Consider the following 26,343-nt stretch of genomic DNA (forward strand, 5'->3'; position numbering starts at 1 on the left):
AAAAAGCGCCCCGAGGGGCGCTTCATGGCATTGCCGCAACCGACTTACTGAATCGCGCTAGGCGCCTCGCCAGCCGCCTGCATGCGCGCCAGTTCCTGGGCATACAGGGCGTCGAAGTTCACCGGCGCCAGCATCAGCGCCGGGAACGAGCCACGGGTGACCAAGCTGTCCAGTGTCTCGCGGGCATAGGGGAACAGGATGTTCGGGCAGAAAGCGCCAAGGGTATGGCTCATGGACGCCGCGTCCAGGCCCTTGATCAGGAAGATGCCGGCCTGCTGGACTTCGGCGATGAAAGCGACTTCCTCGCCGTTCTTCACGGTGACCGACAGGGTCAGCACCACTTCATGGAAATCGGCTTCGAGGTGCTTCTGGCGGGTGTTGAGGTCCAGGGAAACGCTCGGCGACCACTCCTGGCGGAAGATTTCCGGGCTTTTCGGGGCTTCGAAGGACAGGTCGCGCACGTAGATGCGCTGCAGGGAGAATTGCGGCCCTTGGCCGTTCTGGGTGGAGCCGTTCGCTTGTTGGTCGGTCATGGCAGAGCCTTCTTGTCTTGCGTTGCGAGAGGGGGCGAAAAGCCCCCGAGTCAGGATTGAACAGCTTCCGCCAGACGCGCATCCAGCTTGCCGGCGCGCTCCAGCGCATAAAGATCGTCGCAACCACCGATATGGGCACCGTTGATCCAGATCTGCGGCACCGAGGTACGTCCCGCCTTGCGGGCCATCTCGGCACGCAGGTCAGGCTTGCCGTCGACCGAGATTTCCTCGAAGGAAACGCCCTTGTGGTTCAGCAACTGCTTGGCGCGAATGCAATAGGGACACCAGGCGGTGGTATAGATGACGATCTTGGACATATCACTTCACCAGCGGTAGGTTGTCTCCCCGCCAGCTGGCAATCCCACCGGACAGCTTGGCGGCCGTATAGCCGGCCTTCTTCAGCTCGCGGCAGACGGTGCCGGCGTGCTGGCCCATGGCATCGACCACGATGATGGTCTTGGCCTTGTGCTTTTCCAGCTCGGCTATGCGGTTGACCAGCTTCTCATAAGGAATGTTCAAGGCGTCGACGATGTGCCCGCCATCGAACTCCTTCTTCGCGCGCACGTCCAACACCACGGCCTGCTCGCCGTTGACCAGCGCGGTCAGCTCGCGAGTGGAGAGGCTGCGGCCGCCACGGCGCAGCTCGGTGATGATCAGGAGCACCAGCAGCACCAGGAACAGGCTGCTGAGCACATAGTGATGAGAGATAAATTCAATCAGCTTGGCGACCATCGATAGATTCCAGGACGGTAAAATGCCGGCCAGTATACACAGGCCCCGATGTCGGCTGAACCCTGATGAGCCGTGACGCCAACCGTGTCAGACATTAGAATGCCGACCTTTTTCGACCACCCCTCAAGAGTCGACCCCATGACTGCGACGCCCAAACCTCTGGTATTGATCATCCTGGACGGCTTCGGTCACAGCGACAGCCCCGAATACAACGCCATCCATGCCGCCAACACCCCGGTCTACGACCGCCTGCGCGCCACCCAGCCGCACGGCCTGATCTCCGGTTCGGGCATGGACGTCGGCCTGCCGGACGGTCAGATGGGCAACTCCGAAGTGGGGCACATGAACCTCGGTGCCGGCCGTGTCGTCTACCAGGACTTCACCCGCGTGACCAAGGCGATCCGCGACGGCGAGTTCTTCGAGAACCCAGCGATCGCCGCCGCGGTGGACAAGGCCGCCAGCGCCGGCAAGGCGGTACATATCCTCGGCCTGCTGTCCGATGGCGGCGTGCACAGCCACCAGGATCACCTGGTCGCGATGGCCGAGATGGCGGCCAAGCGCGGCGCCGAGAAAATCTACCTGCATGCCTTCCTCGACGGCCGCGACACGCCGCCGAAGAGCGCCCAAAGCTACATCGAACTGCTCGACACCACCTTCGCCCGCCTCGGCAAGGGCCGCATCGCCTCGCTGATCGGCCGCTACTACGCCATGGACCGAGATAACCGCTGGGACCGCGTCCAGGCCGCCTACGAGCTGATCGTCGATGGGAAGGCCGAGCACCTCGCCGACACGGCGCTCGACGGCCTCAATGCCGCCTACGAGCGCGGCGAAAGCGACGAATTCGTCAAGGCCACGGCCATCGGCTCACCGGTGAAGGTCGAGGATGGCGACGCCGTGATATTCATGAACTTCCGTGCCGACCGCGCCCGCGAGCTGACCCGCGCCTTCGTCGAGCCCGGCTTCGAGGAATTCGAACGCAGCCGCGTACCGGCCCTGGCCGGCTTCGTCATGCTCACCCAGTACTCCGCCAGCATCCAGGCGCCCTGCGCCTTCGCGCCGGAACCCTTGACCAACGTGCTCGGCGAATACCTGGCGAAGAACGGCAAGACCCAACTGCGCATAGCCGAGACCGAGAAATACGCCCACGTCACCTTCTTCTTCTCCGGCGGCCGTGAAGAGCCGTTCGAAGGCGAGGAACGCATCCTTATCCCGTCGCCGAAGGTCGCCACCTACGATCTGCAGCCGGAAATGAGCGCGCCGGAAGTCACCGATCGCATCGTCGAAGCCATCGAACAGCAGCGCTACGACGTGATCGTGGTCAACTACGCCAACGGCGACATGGTCGGCCACACCGGCGTCTTCGAGGCGGCGGTCAAGGCCGTCGAATGCCTGGATACCTGCATGGGCCGGATCGTCGACGCGCTGGACAAGGTGGGCGGCGAAGCGCTGATCACCGCCGACCACGGCAACGTCGAGCAGATGGAAGACGAAACCACCGGCCAGGCGCACACCGCGCACACCTGCGAACCGGTACCGTTCATCTACGTCGGCAAGCGCAAGCTGCACATCCGCGAAGGCGGTGTGCTGGCCGACGTGGCGCCGACCATGCTCAAGCTGCTCGGCCTGCCGCAGCCGTCGGAAATGACCGGCCGCTCGATCGTCGAACTGGACTGAGCCCGGCGCTGCGGGCCATTCGACACACCTGGCGGCCCACCGCCGCCAGGCGCTCGGATTGCCGACATGGATTGCAGCCCGGCGCCGAATTTTTAGGCATACTTAGGGCCGTTTCTTCTCCCCCGGTGTCGCACGCCATGCTCCGCGCCCTCGCCCTCGTTGTTCTTGCCGGCCTGTTCAGCCAGGCCATTGCCGACCAACGCGCCGAAACTCAGCAGCAACTGGAGGCGGCGCGCAAGGATGTCGCCGAACTGAAGAAGCTGCTCGAGCAGTTGCAGCAGGAAAAATCCGGCGTCCAGAAAGAGCTGCGCTCCACCGAAACCGAGATGGGCGATCTGGAAAAGCAGGTCAAGAGCCTCGAAAACGAGCTGAAGAAGAGCGAGGACGAGATCCAGCGCCTCAACCAGGAGAAAAAAAAACTCCAGGACGCGCGCCTTGAACAGCAAAGACTGATCGGCATCCAGGCCCGTGCCGCCTACCAGAGCGGTCGCCAGGAATACTTGAAGCTGCTACTCAACCAGCAGGAGCCGGAGAAGTTCTCGCGCACCCTCACCTACTATGACTACCTCAGCCAGGCGCGGTTGGAGCAGCTCGAAACCTTCAACGAAACCCTGCGCCAACTGGCCAATGTGGAAAACGACATCGCCACCCAGCAGGCCCAGCTCTCGGAGCAGCGCAGTGCCCTCGACAGCCGCCGCGAACAGCTCGCGGCGGTACGCCAGGAGCGCCAGCAGGCATTGGCCAAGCTGAATCACGAATACTCCGCTGGCGGCCAGAAGCTGAAAGCCCGCCAGCAGGAACAGGCCGAACTGGCCCAGGTGCTCAAGACCATCGAGGAAACCCTGGCACGCCAGGCCCGGGAAGCCGAAGAAGCCCGCCAGCGCGCGCTCGCCGAGCAGCGGCGCCAGCAGCAGGAGCAGTCACGCCCCGGCCGCCCGGCCACAGCCGACGGCCCCCTGGTATCCAGCACCGGCACCAGCTACGGCGGTCCGTTCTCCCAGGCCAAGGGCAAGCTGCCATGGCCGGTAGACGGCCGTCTCGTCGCCCGCTACGGCACTCCGCGCGGCAGCGACGCTCGAACCAAGTGGGACGGCGTGCTGATCGGCGCCGCGGCCGGCAGCCAGGTACGCGCCGTCTACGGCGGACGCGTGGTGTTCGCCGACTGGTTGCGCGGCGCCGGGCTTCTCGTCATTCTCGACCATGGCAATGGTTATCTGAGCCTTTACGGGCACAACCAGAGCCTGTTGAAAGATGCCGGAGACATCGTCAAGGCTGGCGAGCCTATTGCCACCGTCGGTACCAGTGGTGGCCAGAATACGCCCGCGCTGTACTTCGCCATTCGCCAGCAGGGCCGCCCCAGCGACCCCGCCCTATGGTGTCGTGCGCAGGGATAGCGCGACCCTTATCACCCTTTGGAGTTGAACATGCCGCAAGTGCGCCGTTTTGCCCGCCCCACCTCGTTCGCCCTGGCATTGACGCTGGGCGTTGCCATTGGCAACGCCTGGGCCCAGGAGCCGCCGGCCTCCACGGCACCGGCCCCCGAGGCGGCTCCCGCGCAGAACAAGGCACCGCTGCCGCTCGACGAGCTGCGCACCTTCGCCGAGGTACTCGACCGTATCAAGGCCGCCTACGTCGAGCCGGTGGATGACAAGACCCTGCTGGAAAACGCCATCAAGGGCATGCTCAGCAACCTCGACCCGCACTCGGCCTACCTCGAGCCGGAGGCGTTCGCCGAGTTGCAGGAAAGCACCAGCGGCGAATTCGGCGGCCTGGGCATCGAGGTCGGCGTGGAAGACGGCTTCATCAAGGTCGTTTCGCCGATCGACGACACCCCTGCGTCCAAGGCCGGCATCGAGGCCGGCGACCTCATCGTCAAGATCGACGGCCAGCCGACCAAAGGCCTGTCGATGATGGAAGCGGTGGAAAAGATGCGCGGCAAGCCCGGCAGCAAGATCACGCTGACCCTGGTCCGCGAAGGCGGCAAGCCCTTCGATGTCGAGCTGACCCGCGCGGTGATCAAGGTCAAGAGCGTGAAGAGCCAGTTGCTCGAACCCGGCTACGGTTACATTCGTATCACCCAGTTCCAGATCAACAGCGGCGAAGAAGTCGGCAAGGCCCTCGCCAGACTGAAGAAGGATAACGGCGGCAAGAAACTCAACGGCCTGGTCCTCGACCTGCGCAACAACCCCGGCGGGGTGCTGCAGGCAGCCGTGGAAGTCTCCGACCACTTCCTCACCAAGGGGCTGATCGTCTACACCAAGGGGCGTATCGCCAACTCCGAGCTGCGTTTCTCCGCCGACCCGGCCGACGCCAGCGAAGGCGTGCCGCTGGTGGTGCTGATCAATGGCGGCAGCGCCTCCGCCTCAGAGATCGTCGCCGGCGCCCTTCAGGATCACAAACGCGGCGTGCTGATGGGTACTGACACCTTCGGCAAGGGCTCGGTGCAGACCGTCCTGCCGCTGAACAACGACCGCGGCCTAAAGCTCACCACCGCCCTGTATTACACGCCGAACGGCCGGTCGATCCAGGCCCAGGGCATCGAGCCGGATATCGAAGTCGGCCGCGCCAAGTTGACCCGCGAACAGGACGGCGAGAACTTCCGCGAAGCAGACCTGCAAGGGCACCTCGGCAACGGCAACGGCGGCGAGGACAAGCCGAGCAGCAAGCAGAAGGAGCGCAGCAAGGACCCGCGTCCGCAGGACGACGACTACCAGCTGGGGCAAGCCCTCAACCTGCTGAAAGGCCTGAGCGTTACCCGCGGCGAATAACCGGTGCGGGGCTGGGCGCTGCTACTGCTGCTGGGCGCGGCCATGGTCTGTGCCCAGCCTTCGGCGCCCCCGAGTCATTCCGCCCGACTCAGCCTGGTCATCGACGACCTCGGCCAAAACCTGACGCGCGACCGCCGTGTCCTGGCTCTGCCCGGCCCCGTGGCGATGGCCATCCTGCCGGACACACCTCACGCCACCGAACTGGCCCGGGAGGCGTACACCGCCGGCAAGACGGTCATGCTGCATTGCCCATGGACCCAGCCGAAGGGCCTTTTTCCTGGCATCCCGAACAGCCGGCCGCCGAGCGTTTCGAGCGCCTCGACGCGGCCTTACGTGCCGTGCCCCATGCCCGTGGCCTGAACAACCACATGGGGAGCCGGATGACCGCCGATGTCCCGGTCATGGCCGGGCTGATGAACGAACTGCAGCGCCGCCATCTGTTCTTTCTCGACAGCCGGACCAGCGCCAGCACCCACGCCGCCGCTGAAGCCCAGCGCATCGGCTTGGCCAGCCTGTCGCGCGATGTCTTCCTCGATGACGATCCGTCACCCGAAGCCATCGCCCGGCAATTCGAGCGGGCCGTCGAACTGGCACGCCGGCAGGGATCGGCGGTGATGATCGGCCATCCCTACCCGTCCACCCTGGCCGTGCTCGAACGCAAGCTGCCGCGGCTCGCCGCGCAAGGCATCGAATGGATAGAGATCAGGCAAATGATCGCCGTGCGCGGCAATCGGGCGATGGCGGCGCACGGGAAGAACGGCTACTACCGGTAGGGCGCGAGACTCACAGATAGCTGGAGGTGATCTCGTCGACGAAGCCCTCGGCACGCAGCTCATCGAGCGCCTTCTGCAGGCGCTGCACCACTTCGTCCGGGGTGTCCTTGTTCAGCGCCAGATAAAGCTCGGCCTCATTGAAGCGCAGCACGGTTTCCAGCCCGGTGACACCTTCCTGCTTGGCCAGGTAACGGCCAACCGGATCGGTGGTCGCCCAGACGTCGATCTGCCCTTTGATCAGCTTCTTCACGTTTTCCTGATCGCGCAGAGCATTGGCCGGCTTCAAGCCGATGCTTTCCAGGTGCTGGCTCACCGCATCGTTCTTGTAGGCGCCGATCCGGTACTGCCCGGCGTCTTTCAGATCCTTGATCTGGAGCTTGTTGCCTGGGGCGGACAACAGTACCCAACTGGTCTTGGCAATCGGGCCTACCCACTTGAACAGCGGCTGGCGCTCGGCGGTGAAGGTGGTGGAGAACAAGCCATAGCTCGGCTTATCGAGGGTCAGGCGATACAGGCGGTCCCAGGGGAAGCGCAGGCTGAGGGTGTAGCTGATGCCGGCCCGCTTGAACATCTCGCGAACGATATCGGCGCTGATCCCGTCGATACCCTCGTCACGGGCAAAGTTCTTGTCGTCCACCGCCATGTTGAAAGGCGGGAAGTTTTCCGTCAGCAGCACCACCTTGTAGTCAGGCGGCAACTCGGCATGGGCCACGGCGGCCCCCATCACCAAACCCAGCAGAACGGCCCTTTTCAACAGTTTCAGCATGACTGCAGCGCTCCCCATCGTTGTTTTGATTGTCACCATCCCTTGGGGTGTATCCGGCCCATCCTGGCCCAGGCCGGTGGCAGCCGGCCCACTTACAGGTAGCGGTCGAAGACACCGTCGACGAAGCCCTCGGCGCGCAGTCCGTCCAGTGCGGACTGCAATTTCGCCACGACTTCGTCCGGTACCTCCTTGTTCAGCGCCAGATAGAGTTTGGCACTGTCGAAACGCAATACGGTCTTCAGCCCGGACACACCTTCCTGGCGGGCCAGATAGCGCCCGGCGGGATCGCCAGTGGCCCAGAGATCGATCTGTCCACGCACCAGCTTGTGAGCGTTCTCCTGGTCACGCAGCGAGGTGATCGGCTCCAGTCCGTTCTCCTGCAGGTGTTCGGCAATCGCATCGCCCTTGTAGGCGCCGACCCGGTAGGCCTTGGCCTCCTCCAAGCTGGCCAGCGTGATGGAGCTGTCCGCCCTGGCCAGCATCACCCAATCGTCCGGCCCGATCGGCCCTACCCATTTGAACAGCTCCTCCCGCTCCGGCAGCCGCGCGGTCACGAACACGCCGTGAGCGGGCTTCTCCAAGGCTAGCTTGTAGATGCGGTCCCAGGGAAAACGCAGAGTCAGGCTGTACTTCACACCCGCACGCTTGAACATCTCACGAACGATCTCGGTAGCGATGCCGGAAATGTTCTCGTTTTGTGCGAAATTCTTACCGTTGGTCGCCATGTTGTAAGGCGGGAAGTTTTCCGTCAGCAGCACCACTTCATAGCTGGGGTCGACTTCGGCATGGGCAGCGCCCACATGCACCAAAAAAGCGCAGGCCAGCCCCAACAGAAAGCGTTTGCACATGTTCTCTTTCTCATTCTTTTGAAAGGGAGAGTTCCAGCATACCCAGCGCCACCATCCTAGCCCAGCGATAATGGCGAAAAAATGGCGCCAGGCCATCATTTCCCTCTAGAGATAGCGTGCCTTGATCGTCTGCAATTCCCCCGCTTCTCTCATCTCATCCAAGGCCTTCTGCAACTTCTGAACCAGTTCGTCCGGCGTATTACGATTCAGGGCCAGGTAAAGCTCAGCGGTGTACAAGCGCTGCACCACTTTGAGTCCATCCAGACCTTCCTGCTTCGCCACGTAACGCCCGTTGGGGTCGGCAGTAACCCAGAGATCGATCTGCCCCTTCATCAGCTTGCGCACGTTTTCGTTGTCACGCAGGGCGGTCTGCACGGTCAGGCCACGGTCGGTGAGGTACCGGCTCTTGGCGTCATCCTTGTAGCCGCCGATGCGATAACGCGCGGCATCCTGGAGGTTGTTGAGCTGGATCGGGCTGTCCGGTAGGGCGAACAGCACCCAGTCGTTGCTGGCGATGGGGCCGACCCACTTGAACAGGCTTTCCCGCTCAGGCGTCCGCGCGGTGGAAAACAGGCCATAGCCCGCCTCATCGAGCGCCTGCTGGTAGACGCGCTCCCAGGGGAACCGCAGGATCAACTGGCACTCGACTCCCGCGCGCCGGCACATGCCGCGCAGCGTATCGGCACTGATGCCCTGGATGCCTTCGTCGCGAGCGAAATTGCTGCCGTTGGCCGCCATGTTGAAGGGCGCCAGGTTCTCGGTGAGCAGGACCAGGGACTCGGCCCGCAGGGGAGCGGCCAGGCAGAACAGACAGACGGCGGCGAGTAGCCGGAAGACAGGCATAGGGACTCCATGTCGCAGAGTGGGAGTGAATGTGAGGACAAGCGCGGCGGCGGAATCTAGCCGATAACACCGAATTCATTTGTGGACTGCCGCACAGGAATGTCGCTTACAACCACACATTTAATATGTGCGGGCAGCAGCGAAACAGACGGCCAGGTTCTGACCGGTACGCTGTCGGCAGGATAGTAACGAGGCAGGCCGGGTAGGCCTTGACGCAAATCAGGCGACCGCTCCGAAGCGCGGCCGCCCGTACAACGCTCAGCGCACGACGATGCCGCGGCTGGCAAGGTAGGCCTTGGCTTCCGGCACGGTGTATTCACCGAAGTGGAAGATGCTCGCGGCGAGCACCGCGTCGGCCTTGCCCTCGAGGATACCGGCGGCGAGATGCTCGAGATTGCCGACCCCGCCCGAGGCGATCACCGGAATACCGACCGTCTCGCTGATGGCACGGGTCACGCCGAGGTCGAAGCCGCTCTTCATACCGTCTTGGTCCATGCTGGTGAGCAGGATCTCGCCGGCACCGAGGTCTTCCATCTTCTTCGCCCAGACCACGGCATCCAGGCCGGCAGGTTTGCGCCCGCCATGGGTAAAGATTTCCCAGCGCGGCGTCTCACCCGGCGCAGAGACCTTCTTCGCGTCGATGGCCACGACGATGCACTGCGAACCGAAACGGGCAGCGGCCTCACCGACGAACTCGGGGTTGAACACCGCCGCGGTATTGATCGACACCTTGTCCGCACCGGCATTCAGCAGGTTGCGAATGTCCTGCACGGTACGCACGCCACCGCCGACGGTCAGCGGGATGAACACCTGGCTGGCCATGCGCTCGACGGTATGCAGTGTGGTGCCGCGATCGTCCACGCTCGCGGTGATATCGAGGAAGGTGATTTCGTCGGCACCCTGCTCGTCGTAACGGCGCGCGATCTCGACCGGGTCGCCGGCATCGCGGATGTTCTCGAATTTCACGCCCTTGACCACGCGGCCGTTATCGACGTCGAGGCAGGGGATGATGCGTTTTGCCAGGGCCATGCTGTTCTCCGAATCGCACGGCGGGCCACCTTCCGGCCCATCGTGCTTGAGGCTTGCGCGTGTAGCGGCGTTACTCGACTTTGTATTTCAGGTCGCAGATCGCCTGGGCCTCGGCGACGTCGAGGGTGCCCTCGTAGATCGCACGGCCGGTGATCGCGCCGATGATGCCGGGGGCGTTGGCGTCCAGCAGCGCCTGGATGTCGCCGATGTTATGGATACCCCCGGATGCGATCACCGGAATCTTCGTGGCGTTGGCGAGCGCCGCCGTGGCCGGGACGTTGCAGCCCTGCATCATGCCGTCACGGGCGATGTCGGTGTAGACGATTGCGGAAACGCCATCGGCCTCGAAGCGCTTGGCCAGGTCGATGACCTGCACCTGGCTGACTTCCGCCCAGCCGTCGGTGGCGACGAACCCGTCCTTGGCATCCAGGCCGACGATGACCTTGCCGGGGAAGGCGCGGCAGGCTTCGCCGACGAACTCCGGCTGCTTCACCGCCTTGGTGCCGATGATCACGTAGCTGACCCCGGCCTTGACGTAGTGCTCGATGGTTTCCAGCGAACGGATGCCGCCGCCGATCTGGATCGGCAGTTCCGGGTAGCGCTTGGCGATGGCAGTGACCACCTCGCCGTTCACCGGCTGCCCTTCGAAGGCACCGTTCAGGTCGACCAGGTGCAGGCGCCGGCAACCGGCCTCGACCCACTTGGCGGCCATGCTCACCGGGTCATCGGAGAACACCGTGGAATCTTCCATGCGGCCTTGGCGCAAACGTACGCAGGCGCCGTCCTTCAGATCGATAGCGGGGATAATCAGCATTGCTTTTTTCCTAACGTCAAAAAGAGCGGCAAGCTGCAAGCAGGCACGCATCAAACTTGTGGCTTGCCGCTTGAAGCTTACGGCTCACCAACGTCCATCCCAGGCGGCGAAGTTCTGCAGCAGTTGCAGACCATGGGTATGGCTCTTTTCCGGGTGGAATTGCACGGCGAAGCGCGAGCCGTCGGCCAGCGCAGCGGCAAAGTCGACGCCGTAATGGCCGCGCCCGGCTACCTGGCGCGGATTTCCGGCCTCGATGTAATAGCTGTGTACGAAGTAGAAGCGACCCATGTCCGGGATGTTGTGCCAGAGCGGGTGGTCGACGGTCTGCCGGACCTCGTTCCAGCCCATGTGCGGCACCTTGAGGTGCTCGCCGTCTTCATGCAGGTCCTTACCGAAGAAACGCACCTGGCCGGGGAACAGGCCGATGCAGTCGACCCCGCCGTTCTCTTCGCTGCGTTCGAGCAGGGCCTGCATACCCACGCAGATGCCGAGGAACGGCCGGTCGACGCTCACCTCGCGGACCAGCGTGTCGAAGCCGAGCCGGCGAATCTCCGCCATGCAGTCGCGAATCGCGCCGACGCCGGGGAACACCACCCGGTCGGCCTCACGGATCACGGCGGCATCGCTGGTGATCTGCACCTTACCGGCGCCCACGTGCTCGAGGGCCTTGGCCACCGAGTGCAGGTTGCCCATACCGTAGTCGATGACAGCAACCGTCTGCATCAGAGACAACCCTTGGTGGAGGGCATCTGCCCGGCCATGCGCTCGTCCAGGCTGATCGCCATGCGCAGCGCGCGGCCGAACGCCTTGAACACCGTCTCGATCTGGTGGTGGGTGTTGTGCCCGCGCAGGTTGTCGATGTGCAGGGTGACCAGGGCATGGTTGACGAAGCCCTGGAAGAACTCCTGGAACAGGTCCACGTCGAAACCGCCGACCACCGCACGGGTGAAGGGTACGTGCATCTGCAGGCCGGGACGGCCGGAGAAATCGATCACCACACGGGACAGCGCTTCGTCCAGCGGCACGTAGGAGTGCCCGTAGCGGACGATGCCCTTCTTGTCGCCGATGGCCTTGGCGAAGGCCTGGCCCAGGGTGATGCCGACGTCTTCCACGGTATGGTGATCGTCGATATGCAGATCGCCCTTGCACTCGATGTCCAGGTCGATCAGGCCATGACGGGCAATCTGGTCGAGCATGTGCTCGAGAAAGGGGACGCCGATATCGAAGCGCGCCTTGCCGGTGCCATCCAGGTTGATCGAGACCTTGATCTGGGTCTCCAGGGTGTTGCGCTCGACGGATGCCGTACGTTCGGCCATCACCAGCTCCACGAAAAACTAAAGGGGAAAAGGCCGCCATTATAGGCGTGAGGCCGGGGGCGCGGCTACCGGCGACGGTCGGCCGGGTTTACACTTCACAGCCCCAGCCGAGGAGCCCGCCCATGCCCGTGATCGTCGAAGCCGTCAGCGCCCCGAGCGAACAGGACCGCACCGACCTGGCGAAGATCTACGCCGATGCGCCGGCCTGGCTGATCGCACCCCATGCCGATGTCGACAGCCTGATCGATACCTGCCTGGGCGACGGCACGTTCATCGCCGGCCGATTCAATGACCGCCTGCTGGGCGCCGGCCGCCTGCAGAAGTACACGGATCGCTGGGTTCTGTCCCATCTCTGCGTGCGCCGGGTCACCCGCGGTCGTGGCGTCGGTCGGCGCCTGCTCGACGAAGCCCGGCGGATGGCATTCGAGGCAGGCAAGCCGCTGCATCTGGCGGCCCCGGACGGTCATCTCGAAAGCCAGGCGTTGGCGGCGCGCCTGCAATTGCCGATGGAATCGCTCTAGCGTTGGCCCAGCGCCGAAGGCTTCCCCTGCAATCCACGCAACCAGAACAGACTGATCACACAGAAGCCGGCCAACCCAAGCCCCCAGGCCTGCTGGCCCGGCGTCAGCCACAGGCTCCACACCAGCGCCAGCAGCGCCATGCCCGTCAGTCTGGCGATCTCCACCGCTCTTGCGCCGGCATGGCCTTCGAACAGTAGGCCGAGACCGACGCAGCCCGCGAGAATCGAGAATGCCAGCAGCCATGGCTCCCAGAACGCGGCCCGCGCGACACTGGCGAGAAAGCCCAGCGCCAGGATGTTGATCGCAACGAACTGCACCAGGGCATAGCCGCGTAAGCCGGGCGGGTAACTTTCTGCGAACTTCTCCTCACCCATTTTCGGCCAGGGGCGGGACAGCACGTCGGCCGGCCGCCACCCCGTCGGCATCCACCATAGACGCAACTTGTCCCGACAGCGCCGGGTCGCCCGGGCATCGTCCCAGAGCAGGCGCCACCAGGAGAATTGCAGCCGGATCGGATCGAAGGTCCGCACTGGCGTGGTGACGCCGTAACGCACCGGCTCGATCTCCTCGGCGAAGGTACCGAACAGCCGGTCCCAGACGATGAAGACGCCGCCATGGTTGCGGTCGATATAGCAGGCGTTCTGACCATGATGGACGCGGTGCAGCGAGGGCGTGACCAAGACCCGCTCCAGCCAACCCAGGCGGCCGACGTGCTGGGTATGAATCCAGAACTGATAGGCCAACTGGATACCGAGCAGCACCAGGAACAGCGGCAGCGGCACGCCGAGCAGTGCCAGCGGCAGATAGAACGGCCAGTCGAAGGCGGGCTGGAAGGCGCCTTTGCGCAAGGCCGTGGACAGGTTGAAGTCTTCGCTGGAGTGGTGCGGCTGGTGTGCGCCCCACAACAGGTTGTAGCGATGCAGGCTGCGATGGGCCCAGTAGAAACAGAAGTCCACCGCCACGAAGCCACCCAGCCATACCCACGGCGACGCCGCATCCAGCTCGAACAGGCGGGCATGCTCGTGGAGCCAGGCGTAAGGAACGATCAACAGCAGCCGCAGCGGCCCTTCCAGCAGAACCCGCAGCACCGCCGTGTTGATACTGGTGCTGGCGTCCGCGAGGCGGTAGGTATGCCGGCCGACATGGCGCTCATAGACCAGCTCCAGCAGCATCAGCAGGACGTAAAGCGGAAAGGCGAGTACGGCGACGTTCATGGGACAGGCTCCGTCGTTCTTGTCCCTCGAGCCTAACGCCGATGCTCCCTTCTCCGCCTGCCGAAGCCGCCAGATTCACCGGCCCATGGCGCCAACCCGGCCGGCTGCTGTATTACTCGGCGCGGATCTTCTGCGAGCGCGGCGAACACTCGGCACGGGTCAGGTAGGCTTGTGATGTTTCACTGACGTGCCGAGCGTCCATGGTGATTGAACTCACGCAGCGGATTCCAACGGGTAAGCGACCCGCATCAAACGAAAGAGCCACGACCGACGAACGAATGGACAGTATCGACACCCTCATCATCGGCGCCGGCGCCCTCGGCCTGGCCTGTGCAGCGCGCCTGGCCTCGCCCTCGCGCAGCCTGTTGATCGTCGAAGCGGAAAGACTGATCGGCAGTCACACCTCCAGCCGCAACTCCGAAGTGATCCACGCCGGCCTCTACTACCCACCCGGCTCGCTGAAGGCGGAACTCTGCCTGGAAGGCCGCGAACGCCTCTACGCCTGGTGCGAACACTATGGCGTGCCCCATCGGCGCATCGGCAAGCTGCTGGTGGCCGTGGAAGACGCCGAGCGCGGCAAACTGGAAAGCCTGGCCGCCAATGCCGAGGCCTGCGGTGTCCACGACCTGCAAGCGCTCGAACACGACCAACTGGAACGCCTCGAACCGGCCGTGCGTGGCGTAGCGGCCCTGCTCTCGCCGAGCACCGGCATCGTCGACAGCCACCACTACCTGCAATCGCTCCTGGCCGCTGCGGAAAATCGCGGTGCCCAACTCGTGCTGGATACCCGCGTCGAACGCCTGCAACGAGCCCCCGATGGCTGGATCGCAGAAGGCGTCAGCGGCGGCGAACCGTTCCAGTTGCGTGCCGAACAGGTAATCAACGCCGGCGGGCTGTTCGCCCAGCAACTCGCGAGCCGCACCGAAGGCTTGCGCGCCGACCTGATATCGCCGTTGCACCTGTGCCAGGGCCGCTATTTCAGCTACTCCGGACGCTCGCCGTTCCAGCACCTGATCTACCCGATGCCGGAGGCCAACACGGCCGGGCTCGGCATCCATGCCACCCTGGACATGGGCGGACAACTGCGTTTCGGCCCGGACGTGCACTATCTCGATGCCCTCGACTACGCAGTGGACGAAACCCTGCGCGAGCCCTTCGCCCGAGCCATCGCCCGCTACTTCCCGAGTCTCGACCCTGGCCGTCTGAGCCCCGGCTACAGCGGCATACGGCCGAAACTCTCCGGCCCCGGGGAACCGGCCGCCGACTTCCTCATCCAAACCCCACTCGATCACGGCCTCCCCGGCCTGATCAACCTGTTCGGTATCGAATCGCCGGGCCTGACCGCCAGCCTCGCGATCGCCGAACGGATCGGCGGTTCGTGAGGGCCCGGAGCGCTATACTCCTCGCCTTCGATTGTTTTGCACTCATACAAGGACTCGTCCATGAAAGCCTTTGGCAAGATCCTGGGCCTCTTCTTCCTCGGTCTGCTACTGATCGTCGTGGCACTGGGCTTCGCCCTGACCCACCTGTTCGACCCCAACGACTACAAGGACGAGATCCGCCAGATCGCCCGCGACAAGGCCAACCTGGAACTGGCCCTGAACGGCGACATCGGCTGGAGCCTGTTCCCCTGGCTCGGCCTCGAACTGCACCAGACCACCCTGGCCAGCGCCGCCACACCGGACAAGCCGTTCGCCGACCTGCAAATGATCGGTCTGTCGGTCCGCGTACTGCCGCTGCTGCGCAAGGAAGTGCAGATGAGCGACATCCGCATCGAAGGCCTCAACCTGACCCTCAGCCGCGACGAAAAAGGCCGTGGCAACTGGGAAGACATCGGCCGTCCCGCACAGGCCAGCGCCACGACCGGAAAGCCGGCGGAAACGCAGCCCGCGCCGCAACCCACCGAACCGGCCGAGGAAAAACCGGCGCAACCGATCAAGCTGGACATCGACAGCCTGACCGTGAACAACGCCCGGATCGACTACCAGGACGCCAAGACCGGCCAGCAATTCAGCGCCGAAGGCATCGAACTCACCACCGGGGCCATCCGCGAAGGCAGCAGCATCCCGCTCAAGCTCAGCGCCTTCTTCGGCACCAACCAGCCGGTGATACGCGCCCGCACCGAACTGCAGGGCGACCTGCGCTTCGACCGCGCGCTCAAGCGCTACCAACTGGAGAACGCCAAGCTCTCCGGCGAGGTTTCCGGCGAGCCGCTGCAAGGCAAGACCCTTACCTTCGGCGCCCAAGGCGAGCTGCTGGCCGACCTCGCCGCCCAGATCGCCGAGTGGAACAGCCTGAAACTCTCCGCTAACCAGTTGCTCGGCCTCGGCGAGCTGAAAGTGCGTGACCTGGATAAGGAGCCGAAACTCACCGGCGGCCTGTCCATCGCCCAGTTCAACCTGCGCGAATTCCTCGAAGGCATCGGCCAGACCCTGCCGCCGATGGCCGACGGCAATGCCCTCGGCAAAGCCGAACTGGTCGCGCGCCTCAACGGCACCCCGACCAGCCTTGCCCTGGAAGAGCTGAACCTGAAACTGGACGACAGCAGCTTCACCGGCCGCATCGCCATCGCCGACTTCGCCAAGCAGGCCCTGCGCATCCAACTCAAGGGCGACCGCCTGGACCTCGACCGCTACCTGCCGCCCAAGTCCAAGGAAGCCGAAGGCACCAGCGCTGCACGCAAGACCGAAGTGAAGGAAACCGTCGCCAGCGCCGGCCAGAGCGGCACCACGCCGTTGCCCAAGGCACCGACCCAGCAGGCCTGGAGCGAAGAGCCGGTGCTGCCGCTGGAGCAATTGCGCAAACTCGACATCGAGGCGACCCTCAGCCTCGCCCAGCTCACCCTGAACAAGCTGCCCATTGAGAACGCCACCCTGAAAACCAAGGGCAAGGGCGGCCTGCTGAACCTCGAAGACATGCGCGGCAATCTCTACAACGGCACCTTCGAAGCCAAGGGTCAGCTCGATGTCCGCCAGCAGGTACCGCAACTGAGCGCGCAGAAACGCGTCGCCCGGATTCCCGTGGAAAAACTGATCCAGGCCCAGGGCGAGAAGCCGCCGGTCAAGGGTCTGCTGGACATGACCGCCGACATCAAGACCAGTGGCAACAGCCAGAAGGCCTGGGTGGATACCCTCAACGGCAATGCCAATTTCGTCCTGAACGATGGCGTGCTGGTCGACGCCAACCTGGAGCAGCAGCTCTGCCAAGGTATCGCCACGCTCAACCGCAAGTCGCTGAGCGGCGAGCCGCGCGGCAAGGACACCCCCTTCGAAGAGCTGAAGGGCAACCTGGTGTTCCGCAACGGCGTGGCCAACAACCCGGACCTCAAGGCGCGCATCCCCGGCCTGACCGTCAACGGCAACGGCGACGTGGACCTGCGCGTGCTGGGCATGGACTACCGCGTCGGCATCGTCATCGAAGGCGACAAGAGCGCCATGCCGGACCCGGCCTGCCAGGTCAACGAACGCTACGTCGGCCTGGAATGGCCACTGCACTGCCGCGGCCCGCTGGAGCTCGGCGCCAAGGCCTGCCGCCTGGACAAGGATGGCATGGGCAAGATCGCCGCCAAGCTGGCCGGCGACAAGATCAGCGAAAAGCTGGAAGAAAAACTCGGCGACAAAGTCAGTCCGGAACTCAAAGACGCACTCAAGGGCCTGTTCAAGCGATGACACCCGAGCAATTCGGCGCGGCGGTACTGGACTGGTACGACCGCCACGGCCGCAAGGACCTGCCCTGGCAGCAGGGCATCACCCCCTACCGGGTCTGGGTTTCGGAAATCATGCTGCAGCAGACCCAGGTCGGCACCGTGCTCGACTACTTCGACCGTTTCATGGCCGCCCTGCCCACCGTCCAGTCGCTGGCCGCTGCGGAAGAGGACGAAGTGCTGCATCTGTGGACCGGCCTCGGCTACTACAGCCGAGCCCGCAACCTGCACAAGACGGCGAAGATCGTGGTCGAACGCCACGACGGCGAATTCCCCCGCGACGTCGAGCAGCTCGCCGAACTGCCCGGCATCGGCCGCTCCACCGCCGGCGCCATCGCCAGCCTGTCCATGGGCCTGCGTGCGCCGATCCTCGACGGCAACGTCAAGCGCGTCCTGGCCCGCTACCTCGCCCAGGAAGGCTACCCGGGCGAACCCAGGGTGGCCCGTCAGCTCTGGGAGGCCGCCGAGCGCTTCACGCCCTTCGAGCGGGTCAACCACTACACCCAGGCGATGATGGACCTAGGCGCCACACTCTGTACCCGCAGCAAGCCGAGCTGTCTGCTCTGCCCACTGCGCAGCGGCTGCCGAGCCAACCTGCTGGGCCGGGAAAGCGACTTCCCCGCGGCGAAACCGCGCAAGTCGCTGCCACAGAAACGCACCCTGATGCCCCTGCTGGCCAACCGGGAAGGCGCCATCCTGCTCTACCGGCGCCCCTCCAGCGGCCTCTGGGGCGGGCTCTGGAGCCTGCCGGAACTGGACGACCTCGAGGCCCTCGCCCCGCTCGCCGCCCAACACGCCCTGCGCCTCGGCGAGCGCCGCGAACTGCCCGGCCTGACCCACACCTTCAGTCACTTTCAACTGGCCATCGAGCCCTGGCTGGTCCGGGTGGACAGCGCCGCCCCCGGCGTGGCCGAGGCCGACTGGCTCTGGTATAACCTCGCCACCCCGCCGCGCCTGGGCCTCGCCGCACCGGTGAAAAAACTGCTCAAGCGCGCCGCCGATGAGTTGAATGCAGGAGAGATGTCATGACCCGCACCGTGCACTGCCGCAAATACAACGAAGACCTCCCCGGCCTCGACCGCCCACCCTACCCCGGAGCCAAGGGCGAAGACATCTACAACAACGTGTCGAAGAAAGCCTGGGACGAGTGGCAGAAGCACCAGACCATGCTCATCAACGAACGCCGCCTGAACATGATGAACGCCGAGGACCGCAAGTTCCTCCAGCAAGAGATGGACAAGTTCCTTTCCGGCCAGGAATACGCCCAGGCGGAAGGCTACGTACCCCCGAGCCCGTGAGGCCGACAAACGTAACCGCCCGTCAAGCCTGAAAAAATTTCTTCGCCTCGCTTGACACTGCGAAGCCAAATCCGTTTAATGGCGCCCCGTTGCCCAGGTAGCTCAGTCGGTAGAGCAGGGGATTGAAAATCCCCGTGTCGGCGGTTCGATTCCGTCCCTGGGCACCATGAATACCGAAGCCCCGAAACTGCAAAGTTTCGGGGCTTTTTGCTTTGCGCCTTAAAAATCTACCAACGCCGGTCTTAGTGGCAGTGATAGGGCTGAGACCCGGCATGGCAGCACTGTCCCGGCGGTGAGTCCTTGCGGCATCCGCCGCCGTGCTCAATCTTGTCCGCCTGTGCAGTCGGGATGGAGAGAAGGGTGGCCTGCGCCGATGTGATCTGAGCGCAGAGAACGAACAACGCGGCAACCCAGGCTGCCAATGATTTTCTGATGAGCATTACGGTCTCCTTGTAATTCCCTTGCCCATCTCGAACCTAGGCGGCAAAGAGCCATTGCGCAATCATTTGGCCATCATAAAAGCTCATAGCGCGCAGCACTCTTAGATTCCAGGCCCTTCCCGCTTGGTCGTAGCCTCTTCTATCCCGACTAACTGCAACCCCATCCCGTCTGTTACGGGGTAGCTCACAGCCACCTCTTCCCAGCTAGTAAGAATATGTAACAACTTTTAATAAGAATTGTTACTATTAAGCTTTATAAAAAATGGGGAAGTTGGAGTTGGCTAATTCACGCATTCATCCGGCCTGTCTGTCGCTGCTCGGTCTGCTCACGGCACCGGCGCTTCAAGCCGAGGAATCCAAGACCGCGCTGGAAATTCCGGCGACCACCGTCACCGGCATCCAGACGGAAGACAGCTACAAGCAAAGCACCAGCAAGAGTGCCCTGAAGATCGACGCCCCGCTCCGGGATATCCCGCAGACGGTCAACGTGGTTCCGCAAAGCGTGATCAAGGACCAGAACGCCCAGTCCATGGAGGATTTGCTGAAGAATGTGCCGGGTGTTGGCCTATCCAACGGCGACGGCCAACGCGATCAGGTGACCATCCGCGGTTTCAGCGCCATCGGCGACATGTACATCGATGGCGTGCGTGACGATGCCCTCTATTACCGCGATCTTTCCAACATCGAGCGTGTGGAAGTGATCAAGGGGCCAGCGGGCGTGCTGTATGGCCGCGGCTCCTCGGGCGGCCTGATCAATAGCGTAAGCAAGAAGCCCAACTTTGCCCCCATGCAGGAAGTCGGCGTGACCTTCGATTCCGAAGGCAAGGAGCGCACGCAGTTCGACGCCGGCTGGGCGGATACCCAACATGGCGACAAGGCGTTCCGGGTCACCGGCGCGCTGGAAGACAGCGACGGCTTCCGCGACGACGCCTTCCTCGAGCGCAAGGCCATCGCCCCGTCCGCCTACTTCAAGCTGTCCGACGATCTGGAGCTGAACCTGGGCGCGACCTACCTGTATGACAAGCGCCTGATCGACTTCGGCATCCCCGCGCTGAACGGCCGCCCGGTGAACGTCGACCGCGACAAGCGTTTCGGCTCGGCGGACGCGGATCAGGACTACACCCGCAGCGAAGTCTTCTCCTTTACCGCTGGTGTCGATTACCGCATCAACGACGCCCTGACTCTGACCAACACCAGCCGCTACTACCACTACGACCTCGACCGCAACAACACGCTGGCCCATACCGATGCCTCCCGCTTCGTCACCGGCAGCAACGGCGAACTGCTGGTCAAGCTGCGCCGCGGCAACGTACAGCGCAAGGAAGACGGCTGGTTCAACCAGACCGAGCTGAAACAACAGGCCACGCTCGCCGGCATGCAGCACAACCTGCTGTACGGGGTGGAACTGGGTCGCCAGGAAAAGAACCAACTGGTATTCAGCCAGGACAACGTGGCCCAGGTCCCGGTGTTCAGCGATGGTCTGGTCCGCGTGCCGTTCCAGGCTTCGCGCAAGACCAGCGATGGCGTCAACACGCAGGACACGGCGGGTTTCTATATGCAGGACCTGGTCGAGCTGAGTCCGCACTGGAAAGCCTTGGTGGGCGTTCGCTACGACACGTTCGACCAGGAATACGCGGACGACATGACCGGCAACGAGCTGTCGCGGACCGATTACACCTGGAGCCCACGTGCCGGCCTGGTGTATGAGCCGAACGATGTTCAGTCCTACTACATCTCGGTAAGCCGCTCCCACCAGCCGTCCGCCGAAATGTTCGCGCTGACTGCCACCAATGCCGACCTCGAGCCGGAAGAAACCACCAACTACGAGATCGGCACCAAGTGGGATCTGCTGGGCGATCGTCTGTCGATCACCGCAGCGATCTTCCGCCTGGAGCGCACCAACATCAAAACCACCGACCCGGCCAACCCGGCCCGCCTGGTTCTGGCTGGCGAGCAGCGTACCGATGGCTTCGAGACCACCATCAGCGGGCGCCTGAGCGACAAGTGGGAAATCTATGCCGGCTACGCCTATCTGGACGCCGAGATCACCAAGTCGAACAACCGCACCAACGGCGTGGACAACGAAGGCCAGGTGCCGACCCTGACCCCACGCAACAGCGCCAACCTCTGGCTGGTGCGCTCGCTGGCGCCGGAATGGCGTGCTGGACTCGGCGTGAATTACGTGGACGAGCGCTACACCGCGCTGGACAACGTGACCGTCATGCCGAGCTACACCACCGCCGACGCCGCGCTGTTCTACGAGCAGCCGAAGTGGGAAATGGCCGTGCGCCTGCGCAATATCTTCGATAAGGAGTACTACGCCTCGGCCCACGGCTCGGTAGACCTGATCACTCCCGGTGCACCCCGCACCCTGGAAGTCAGCGCCAACTACCGCTTCTGATCGTGCTACCACTGGCCGGTCGTCAGTCGCCCGGCCACACCACGGCATGCGCCCGGCAGATCCCTCTGCCGGGCGCTTTCTCCGAACGCGCCGCAACCGGGCCATCCGGCTTCCGGCGCGGCTCGCCCCCTATGGTTCCTCTTGCGTTCGCGCGACAGTCAACTGCAGTGATGCGACAACATGTCGCCGCCACTGTTTTGCCAGCGGAAAGCGGCTTGGCGCTCGCCGGAGCGCTATGCTAGGTTGGCGCCTCGCTAGGAAGGCCAGCCCATAGCCGGAGCGCATTGAATAAGAAAGAGGAGCCCACATGGCCGAGGCCACGCCCGCGCTGGAAATCCGCAACCTGCACAAACGCTACGGCGATCTCGAGGTGCTCAAGGGCATCTCACTCACCGCTCGCGACGGCGACGTGATCTCCATCCTCGGTTCCTCCGGTTCCGGCAAATCCACCTTCCTGCGCTGTATCAACCTGCTGGAGAACCCGCACCAGGGCCAGATCCGGGTCGCCGGCGAAGAACTCAAGCTCAAACCCGCCCGCAACGGCGAACTGGTCGCCGCCGATAACAAGCAGATCAACCGCCTGCGCAGCGAAATCGGCTTCGTTTTCCAGAACTTCAACCTCTGGCCGCACATGACGGTGCTCGACAACATCATCGAGGCACCGCGCCGCGTGCTCGGCCAGAGCAAGGCGGAAGCCACCGAAGTGGCCGAGGCGCTGCTGGCCAAGGTCGGTATCGCCGACAAGCGCCACGTCTACCCCACCCAGCTTTCCGGCGGCCAGCAGCAGCGCGCGGCGATCGCCCGCACCCTGGCGATGCAGCCGAAGGTCATCCTGTTCGACGAGCCCACCTCGGCCCTCGATCCGGAAATGGTACAAGAAGTGCTTAACGTGATCCGCGCGCTGGCCGAAGAGGGCCGCACCATGCTGCTGGTCACTCACGAAATGGGCTTCGCCCGCCAGGTTTCCACCGAGGTGGTGTTCCTCCACCAAGGCTTGGTCGAAGAGCAGGGACCGCCGCAGCAGGTGTTCGAGAACCCGCAATCGGCGCGCTGTAAACAATTCATGTCCAGCAATCGATAACGGAGCAACAACCCATGCAGAACTATAAAAAGATCCTGCTGGCGGCAGCCGCCACCCTGGCTTTCGGCAGTGCCATGGCCGCCGAAAAGCTGAAGATCGGCACCGAAGGCGCCTACCCCCCCTTCAACCTCATCGATGCCAGCGGCCAGGTAGTCGGCTTCGACATCGAGATCGCCCAGGCCCTGTGCGCCAAGATGAAGGCCGAGTGCGAAGTGGTCACTTCCGATTGGGACGGCATCATCCCCGCCCTCAACTCGAAGAAATTCGACTTCCTGGTCGCCTCCATGTCCATCACCGAAGAGCGCCAGCAGGCGGTGGACTTCACCGAGCCGTACTACACCAACAAGCTGCAGTTCATCGCCCCCAAGACTGCTGACTTCAAGACCGACAAGGCCAGCCTGAAAGGCAAGGTGATCGGTGCCCAGCGCGCCACCATCGCCGGCACCTGGCTGGAAGACAACCTCGGCGACGTGGTCGACATCAAGCTCTACGACACCCAGGAAAACGCCTACCTCGACCTGTCCTCCGGCCGCCTCGACGGCGTGCTGGCCGATACCTTCGTCAACTGGGAATGGCTGAAGAGCGACGCCGGCAAGGACTTCGAGTTCAAGGGTGACCCGGTGTTCGACAACGACAAGATCGGCATCGCCGTGCGCAAGGGCGACCCGCTGCGCGAGCGCCTGAACACCGCGCTGAAGGAAATCGTTGCCGACGGGACCTACAAGAAGATCAACGACAAGTACTTCCCGTTCAGCATCTACTGATCCACCCGGCCCCGCCTGCCCGGCGGGGCCGCCTTCAGCAGTAATCCCCGATGACCCTCGATCTCTACGGATTCGGCCCGGCCCTCGCGGCGGGCACCTTCATGACCATCAAGCTGGCGCTCTCGGCGCTGTCGCTGGGTCTGGTGCTCGGCCTGCTCGGCGCACTGGCCAAAACCTCGCCCTACAAGCCGCTGCAATGGCTGGGCGGCAGCTATTCGACCATCGTGCGCGGCGTGCCCGAGCTGCTCTGGGTGCTGCTGATCTACTTCGGCACCGTCAACCTGATGCGCAGTCTCGCCGACCTGCTCGGCGTGGAAAGCCTCGAACTGAATGCCTTCGCCGCGGGCACCATCGCCCTCGGCCTCTGCTTCGGCGCCTATGCGACCGAAGTCTTCCGCGGCGCCATCCTGGCGATTCCGCGTGGCCACCGGGAAGCCGGCCTGGCCCTCGGCCTGTCCAAGGGCCGGATCTTCTGGCGGCTGATCATGCCCCAGATGTGGCGCGTCGCCCTGCCCGGCCTGGGCAACCTGTTCATGATCCTGATGAAAGACACCGCCCTGGTTTCGGTGATCGGCCTGGAAGAAATCATGCGCCGCTCGCAGATCGCGGTTACGGCCAGTAAGCAGCCCTTCACCTTCTACATGGTCGCGGCCTTCATTTACCTGGGCCTGACCATCCTCGCCATGATCGGCATGCATTACCTCGAGAAGCGCGCCAGCCGTGGCTTCGTCAGGAGCACGACATGAACTGGGACGTCATCATCAAATGGCTGCCGCGCCTCGCCGACGGCGCGTTGCTGACCCTGGAGCTGGTGGCCATCGCCGTGGTCGCCGGGCTGATCCTTGCCGTTCCGCTGGGCATCGCCCGCGCATCGCGGCATTGGTACGTGCGCGCCTTCCCCTACGGCTACATCTTTTTCTTCCGCGGGACGCCGCTGCTGGTGCAGTTGTTCCTGGTCTATTACGGCATGGCGCAGTTCGATGTGATCCGCAAGGGACCGCTCTGGCCCTATCTGCGCGACCCGTACTGGTGCGCCATCATCACCATGACCATGCACACCGCGGCCTATATCGCCGAGATTCTTCGCGGTGCCATTCAGGCCGTGCCGCATGGCGAAGTGGAAGCGGCCCGGGCGCTGGGCATGTCGCGGACGCAGACACTGTTCTACATCATCCTGCCGCGCGCGGTACGGATCGGCCTGCCGGCCTACAGCAACGAAGTGATCCTGATGCTCAAGGCCAGCGCACTGGCCAGCACCATCACCCTGCTGGAACTGACCGGCATGGCGCGGACCATCATCGCCCGCACCTACCTGCCGGTGGAAATCTTCTTCGCCGCCGGAATGTTCTACCTGCTGATCGCGTTCTTCCTGGTACGCGGCTTCCGCCTGCTGGAACGCTGGCTGCGGGTCGACGCTACCCAGGCACGCTGAGCCCGGCGGACGCTGGACGCGGGCGGCGATATAATCGCCGCTCGCCGGCCCCTCCTCTTTTTCACCATGTCCAACCTGCTCAGCGGCGCACGACTGCGCGAACGATTCCTCGCCCTGGATGCCTTCCTGCTGGAAACGCAGGCGTTCTGGCGACCCAAGCCGTTCACCGACCTGCGCCTCCCCTGGGAAAAGCGTTTCCCGGAGCTATCCCTCTGGTTGCGCCGGCGCAGCCTGGCCGATGCCGACGCCGCGCATAATCACCCGGAACGCCTGGCCGCGCCCGATCCGTTTCCCTGTCTCGCGGAGCGCGCAGCCTGGCTCGGTGCGTTGGACAAATTCCCGGAGCAGATGGCCGCCGAACTGCCCTCCCGTTTCAACGTGGACATTCCCGGCCGCAAGTGGGAACAGATCCAAGCCTTCGCCAGCCGCCTGTCCTTCCAGCGGCCTACCGGGCACTGGCTCGACTGGTGCTCAGGCAAGGGTCACCTCGGCAGGCTGCTGGCCGCCCGCAGCGGCGCGGCCCTCACCTGCCTGGAATACGACGGCGCACTGGTGGAAGCCGGGCAGGCGCTGAGCGACCGCCTCGGTCTCGTCGCAACGCATCACCGGCAGGACGTCCTTGCCGATGATGCCGCCGACCGTCTCCATGCCGCGCACACCCCCGTGGCGCTGCACGCCTGCGGCGACCTGCATATCCGCCTGATGCAACTGGCCAGTGCCGCTGGCTGCGACCAGTTGGCGATTGCGCCTTGTTGCTACAACCGTATCGGCGCCAGCGACTACCAGCCGCTCTCCGCAGAAGGCAAAGGCTCGTCGCTCGTCCTGTCCCAGGACGACCTGCGCCTGCCGCTGGCCGAGACCGTGACCGCCGGGGCTCGCGTCCGCCGCCAGCGCGATGCGTCCATGGCCCGCCGTCTGGCCTTCGACCTGCTCCAGCGCGAACTGCGTGGCTGCGACGACTACCTGCCGGTGCCCTCGTTGCCGCCGGCCTGGCTGGACAAACCGTTCGTCGACTACTGCCGCGACCTGGCGGAACTGAAAGGACTTCCCTCACCGACCAACCGTGACTGGCCGCGCCTGGAAGACGCCGGCTGGCAGCGCCTGGCGGAGGTGCGCAATCTGGAACTGCTGCGCGGCCTGTTTCGCCGCCCAATGGAACTCTGGCTGCTGCTCGATCGCGCGCTTTACCTGCAGAACCAAGGCTACGACGTGACCCTGGGCACCTTCTGCTCCCACCGCCTCACACCCCGCAACGCCCTGTTGCTCGCGGAGCGCCGGTTGCCCACAGAAGCTGTGGATAACTCTGTTTATTCTTTCTGAGCAAATGCCGCAAAGGCCGATTATCAAGGGCCTCACAGCTATTGGCGCTTTTTTGAACGCCCCTCACAAAGAG

The 26,343-nt window shown here is 64.0% G+C and carries 25 protein-coding genes, 1 tRNA gene and 1 pseudogene; 16 read left to right on the forward strand and 11 right to left on the reverse strand.

The features are described 5' to 3' along the window. Nucleotides 1-44 precede the first annotated feature (44 nt). The 3 genes from secB to PIN01S_RS11755 are packed head-to-tail and all read right to left on the reverse strand — an operon-like array spanning nt 45 to nt 1,265. A complete protein-coding gene (gene secB / locus PIN01S_RS11745) occupies nt 45-533 on the reverse strand; it encodes a protein-export chaperone SecB (protein WP_084335856.1) in 489 nt (162 codons plus the stop codon). A gap of 50 nt (nt 534-583) precedes the next feature. Beyond that, complete coding sequence (gene grxC / locus PIN01S_RS11750) at nt 584-850, reverse strand: glutaredoxin 3 (protein ID WP_084335857.1); 267 nt, start codon at nt 848-850, stop codon at nt 584-586. A gap of 1 nt (nt 851) precedes the next feature. Beyond that, nucleotides 852-1,265 carry a rhodanese-like domain-containing protein gene (locus PIN01S_RS11755; RefSeq protein WP_084335858.1) on the reverse strand — a complete coding sequence of 138 codons (414 nt, stop codon included), beginning with the start codon at nt 1,263-1,265 and terminating at the stop codon, nt 852-854. Between the two features lie 138 nt (nt 1,266-1,403). Here PIN01S_RS11755 and gpmI point away from each other — a divergent pair, with 138 nt between their 5' ends. From gpmI to PIN01S_RS11775, 4 genes and pseudogenes are all read left to right on the forward strand, one after another. Further along, entirely contained in the window at nt 1,404-2,939 is a 1,536-nt protein-coding gene (gpmI, locus tag PIN01S_RS11760) for a 2,3-bisphosphoglycerate-independent phosphoglycerate mutase (RefSeq protein WP_084335859.1), read from the forward strand. Between the two features lie 137 nt (nt 2,940-3,076). Next, a complete protein-coding gene (locus PIN01S_RS11765; RefSeq protein ID WP_084335860.1) occupies nt 3,077-4,333 on the forward strand; it encodes a murein hydrolase activator EnvC family protein in 1,257 nt (418 codons plus the stop codon). Between the two features lie 30 nt (nt 4,334-4,363). After that, nucleotides 4,364-5,707 carry a S41 family peptidase gene (locus tag PIN01S_RS11770; protein ID WP_084335861.1) on the forward strand — a complete coding sequence of 448 codons (1,344 nt, stop codon included), beginning with the start codon at nt 4,364-4,366 and terminating at the stop codon, nt 5,705-5,707. Nucleotides 5,708-5,749: 42 nt separating this feature from the next. Then, nucleotides 5,750-6,480 (forward strand): annotated as a pseudogene (locus tag PIN01S_RS11775) (divergent polysaccharide deacetylase family protein). Nucleotides 6,481-6,490: 10 nt separating this feature from the next. On the opposite strand, the gene PIN01S_RS11780 reads toward PIN01S_RS11775, so the two are convergent. From PIN01S_RS11780 to hisB, 7 genes are all read right to left on the reverse strand, one after another. Beyond that, complete coding sequence (locus PIN01S_RS11780; RefSeq protein WP_084335862.1) at nt 6,491-7,246, reverse strand: substrate-binding periplasmic protein; 756 nt, start codon at nt 7,244-7,246, stop codon at nt 6,491-6,493. A 92-nt stretch (nt 7,247-7,338) separates the two neighbouring features. Then, nucleotides 7,339-8,094 (reverse strand): substrate-binding periplasmic protein, encoded by a 756-nt coding sequence (locus PIN01S_RS11785; protein ID WP_084335863.1) that lies wholly within the window; start codon nt 8,092-8,094, stop codon nt 7,339-7,341. Nucleotides 8,095-8,199: 105 nt separating this feature from the next. Further along, nucleotides 8,200-8,937: a substrate-binding periplasmic protein gene (locus tag PIN01S_RS11790; protein ID WP_084335864.1), complete on the reverse strand. Its 738-nt coding sequence runs from the start codon at nt 8,935-8,937 to the stop codon at nt 8,200-8,202. Nucleotides 8,938-9,195: 258 nt separating this feature from the next. Beyond that, nucleotides 9,196-9,966, reverse strand: coding sequence for an imidazole glycerol phosphate synthase subunit HisF (hisF, locus tag PIN01S_RS11795; RefSeq protein ID WP_084335865.1), 771 nt, complete (start codon nt 9,964-9,966; stop codon nt 9,196-9,198). 70 nt (nt 9,967-10,036) lie between these two features. Further along, entirely contained in the window at nt 10,037-10,780 is a 744-nt protein-coding gene (gene hisA / locus PIN01S_RS11800; protein ID WP_084335866.1) for a 1-(5-phosphoribosyl)-5-[(5-phosphoribosylamino)methylideneamino]imidazole-4-carboxamide isomerase, read from the reverse strand. An 84-nt stretch (nt 10,781-10,864) separates the two neighbouring features. Then, nucleotides 10,865-11,503 carry an imidazole glycerol phosphate synthase subunit HisH gene (gene hisH, locus PIN01S_RS11805; protein WP_084335867.1) on the reverse strand — a complete coding sequence of 213 codons (639 nt, stop codon included), beginning with the start codon at nt 11,501-11,503 and terminating at the stop codon, nt 10,865-10,867. Next, nucleotides 11,503-12,096 (reverse strand): imidazoleglycerol-phosphate dehydratase HisB, encoded by a 594-nt coding sequence (hisB, locus tag PIN01S_RS11810; protein ID WP_084335868.1) that lies wholly within the window; start codon nt 12,094-12,096, stop codon nt 11,503-11,505. The genes hisH and hisB overlap by 1 nt, the downstream gene beginning before the upstream one ends. Nucleotides 12,097-12,218: 122 nt before the next feature. On the opposite strand from hisB, the gene PIN01S_RS11815 reads away from it, so the two are divergent. Further along, nucleotides 12,219-12,617 (forward strand): acetyl-CoA sensor PanZ family protein, encoded by a 399-nt coding sequence (locus tag PIN01S_RS11815; RefSeq protein ID WP_084335869.1) that lies wholly within the window; start codon nt 12,219-12,221, stop codon nt 12,615-12,617. On the opposite strand, the gene PIN01S_RS11820 is transcribed toward PIN01S_RS11815, so the two are convergent. After that, nucleotides 12,614-13,831 carry a sterol desaturase family protein gene (locus PIN01S_RS11820; RefSeq protein ID WP_084335870.1) on the reverse strand — a complete coding sequence of 406 codons (1,218 nt, stop codon included), beginning with the start codon at nt 13,829-13,831 and terminating at the stop codon, nt 12,614-12,616. The two genes, PIN01S_RS11815 and PIN01S_RS11820, sit on opposite strands and share 4 nt — an antisense overlap. A 278-nt stretch (nt 13,832-14,109) precedes the next feature. Here PIN01S_RS11820 and PIN01S_RS11825 point away from each other — a divergent pair, with 278 nt between their 5' ends. The 11 genes from PIN01S_RS11825 (at nt 14,110) to PIN01S_RS11880 (ending at nt 26,270) form a co-directional block, all read left to right on the forward strand. Further along, on the forward strand, nt 14,110-15,213 hold the full coding sequence (locus tag PIN01S_RS11825) for an NAD(P)/FAD-dependent oxidoreductase (RefSeq protein ID WP_084335871.1): 1,104 nt from the start codon (nt 14,110-14,112) through the stop codon (nt 15,211-15,213). A 60-nt stretch (nt 15,214-15,273) separates the two neighbouring features. Continuing rightward, nucleotides 15,274-17,499 carry an AsmA family protein gene (locus PIN01S_RS11830; protein ID WP_084335872.1) on the forward strand — a complete coding sequence of 742 codons (2,226 nt, stop codon included), beginning with the start codon at nt 15,274-15,276 and terminating at the stop codon, nt 17,497-17,499. Beyond that, the gene (gene mutY, locus PIN01S_RS11835) at nt 17,496-18,563 is read left to right on the forward strand and encodes an A/G-specific adenine glycosylase (RefSeq protein ID WP_084335873.1); all 1,068 of its coding nucleotides are present in this window, start codon (nt 17,496-17,498) and stop codon (nt 18,561-18,563) included. The genes PIN01S_RS11830 and mutY overlap by 4 nt, the downstream gene beginning before the upstream one ends. Next, on the forward strand, nt 18,560-18,832 hold the full coding sequence (locus PIN01S_RS11840; protein ID WP_084335874.1) for an oxidative damage protection protein: 273 nt from the start codon (nt 18,560-18,562) through the stop codon (nt 18,830-18,832). Before mutY ends, PIN01S_RS11840 begins: the two co-directional genes overlap by 4 nt. 91 nt (nt 18,833-18,923) lie before the next feature. Continuing rightward, nucleotides 18,924-18,999, forward strand: a tRNA-Phe gene (locus PIN01S_RS11845). Between the two features lie 535 nt (nt 19,000-19,534). Further along, nucleotides 19,535-21,673, forward strand: a complete 2,139-nt coding sequence (locus PIN01S_RS11855; RefSeq protein WP_084335876.1) for a TonB-dependent receptor — start codon at nt 19,535-19,537, stop codon at nt 21,671-21,673. A 307-nt stretch (nt 21,674-21,980) separates the two neighbouring features. After that, nucleotides 21,981-22,754, forward strand: a complete 774-nt coding sequence (locus PIN01S_RS11860) for an ABC transporter ATP-binding protein (protein ID WP_084335877.1) — start codon at nt 21,981-21,983, stop codon at nt 22,752-22,754. Between the two features lie 14 nt (nt 22,755-22,768). Further along, nucleotides 22,769-23,518, forward strand: a complete 750-nt coding sequence (locus PIN01S_RS11865) for an ABC transporter substrate-binding protein (RefSeq protein WP_084335878.1) — start codon at nt 22,769-22,771, stop codon at nt 23,516-23,518. Between the two features lie 50 nt (nt 23,519-23,568). Next, complete coding sequence (locus PIN01S_RS11870) at nt 23,569-24,264, forward strand: ABC transporter permease (protein WP_084335879.1); 696 nt, start codon at nt 23,569-23,571, stop codon at nt 24,262-24,264. Further along, nucleotides 24,261-24,950, forward strand: coding sequence for an ABC transporter permease (locus tag PIN01S_RS11875; RefSeq protein WP_084335880.1), 690 nt, complete (start codon nt 24,261-24,263; stop codon nt 24,948-24,950). Before PIN01S_RS11870 ends, PIN01S_RS11875 begins: the two co-directional genes overlap by 4 nt. Before the next feature lie 66 nt (nt 24,951-25,016). Further along, the gene (locus PIN01S_RS11880) at nt 25,017-26,270 is read left to right on the forward strand and encodes a methyltransferase (protein WP_084335881.1); all 1,254 of its coding nucleotides are present in this window, start codon (nt 25,017-25,019) and stop codon (nt 26,268-26,270) included. Nucleotides 26,271-26,343: the final 73 nt, after the last annotated feature.

The organism is Pseudomonas indica NBRC 103045, assembly GCF_002091635.1.
GTDB lineage: Bacteria > Pseudomonadota > Gammaproteobacteria > Pseudomonadales > Pseudomonadaceae > Pseudomonas_M > Pseudomonas_M indica.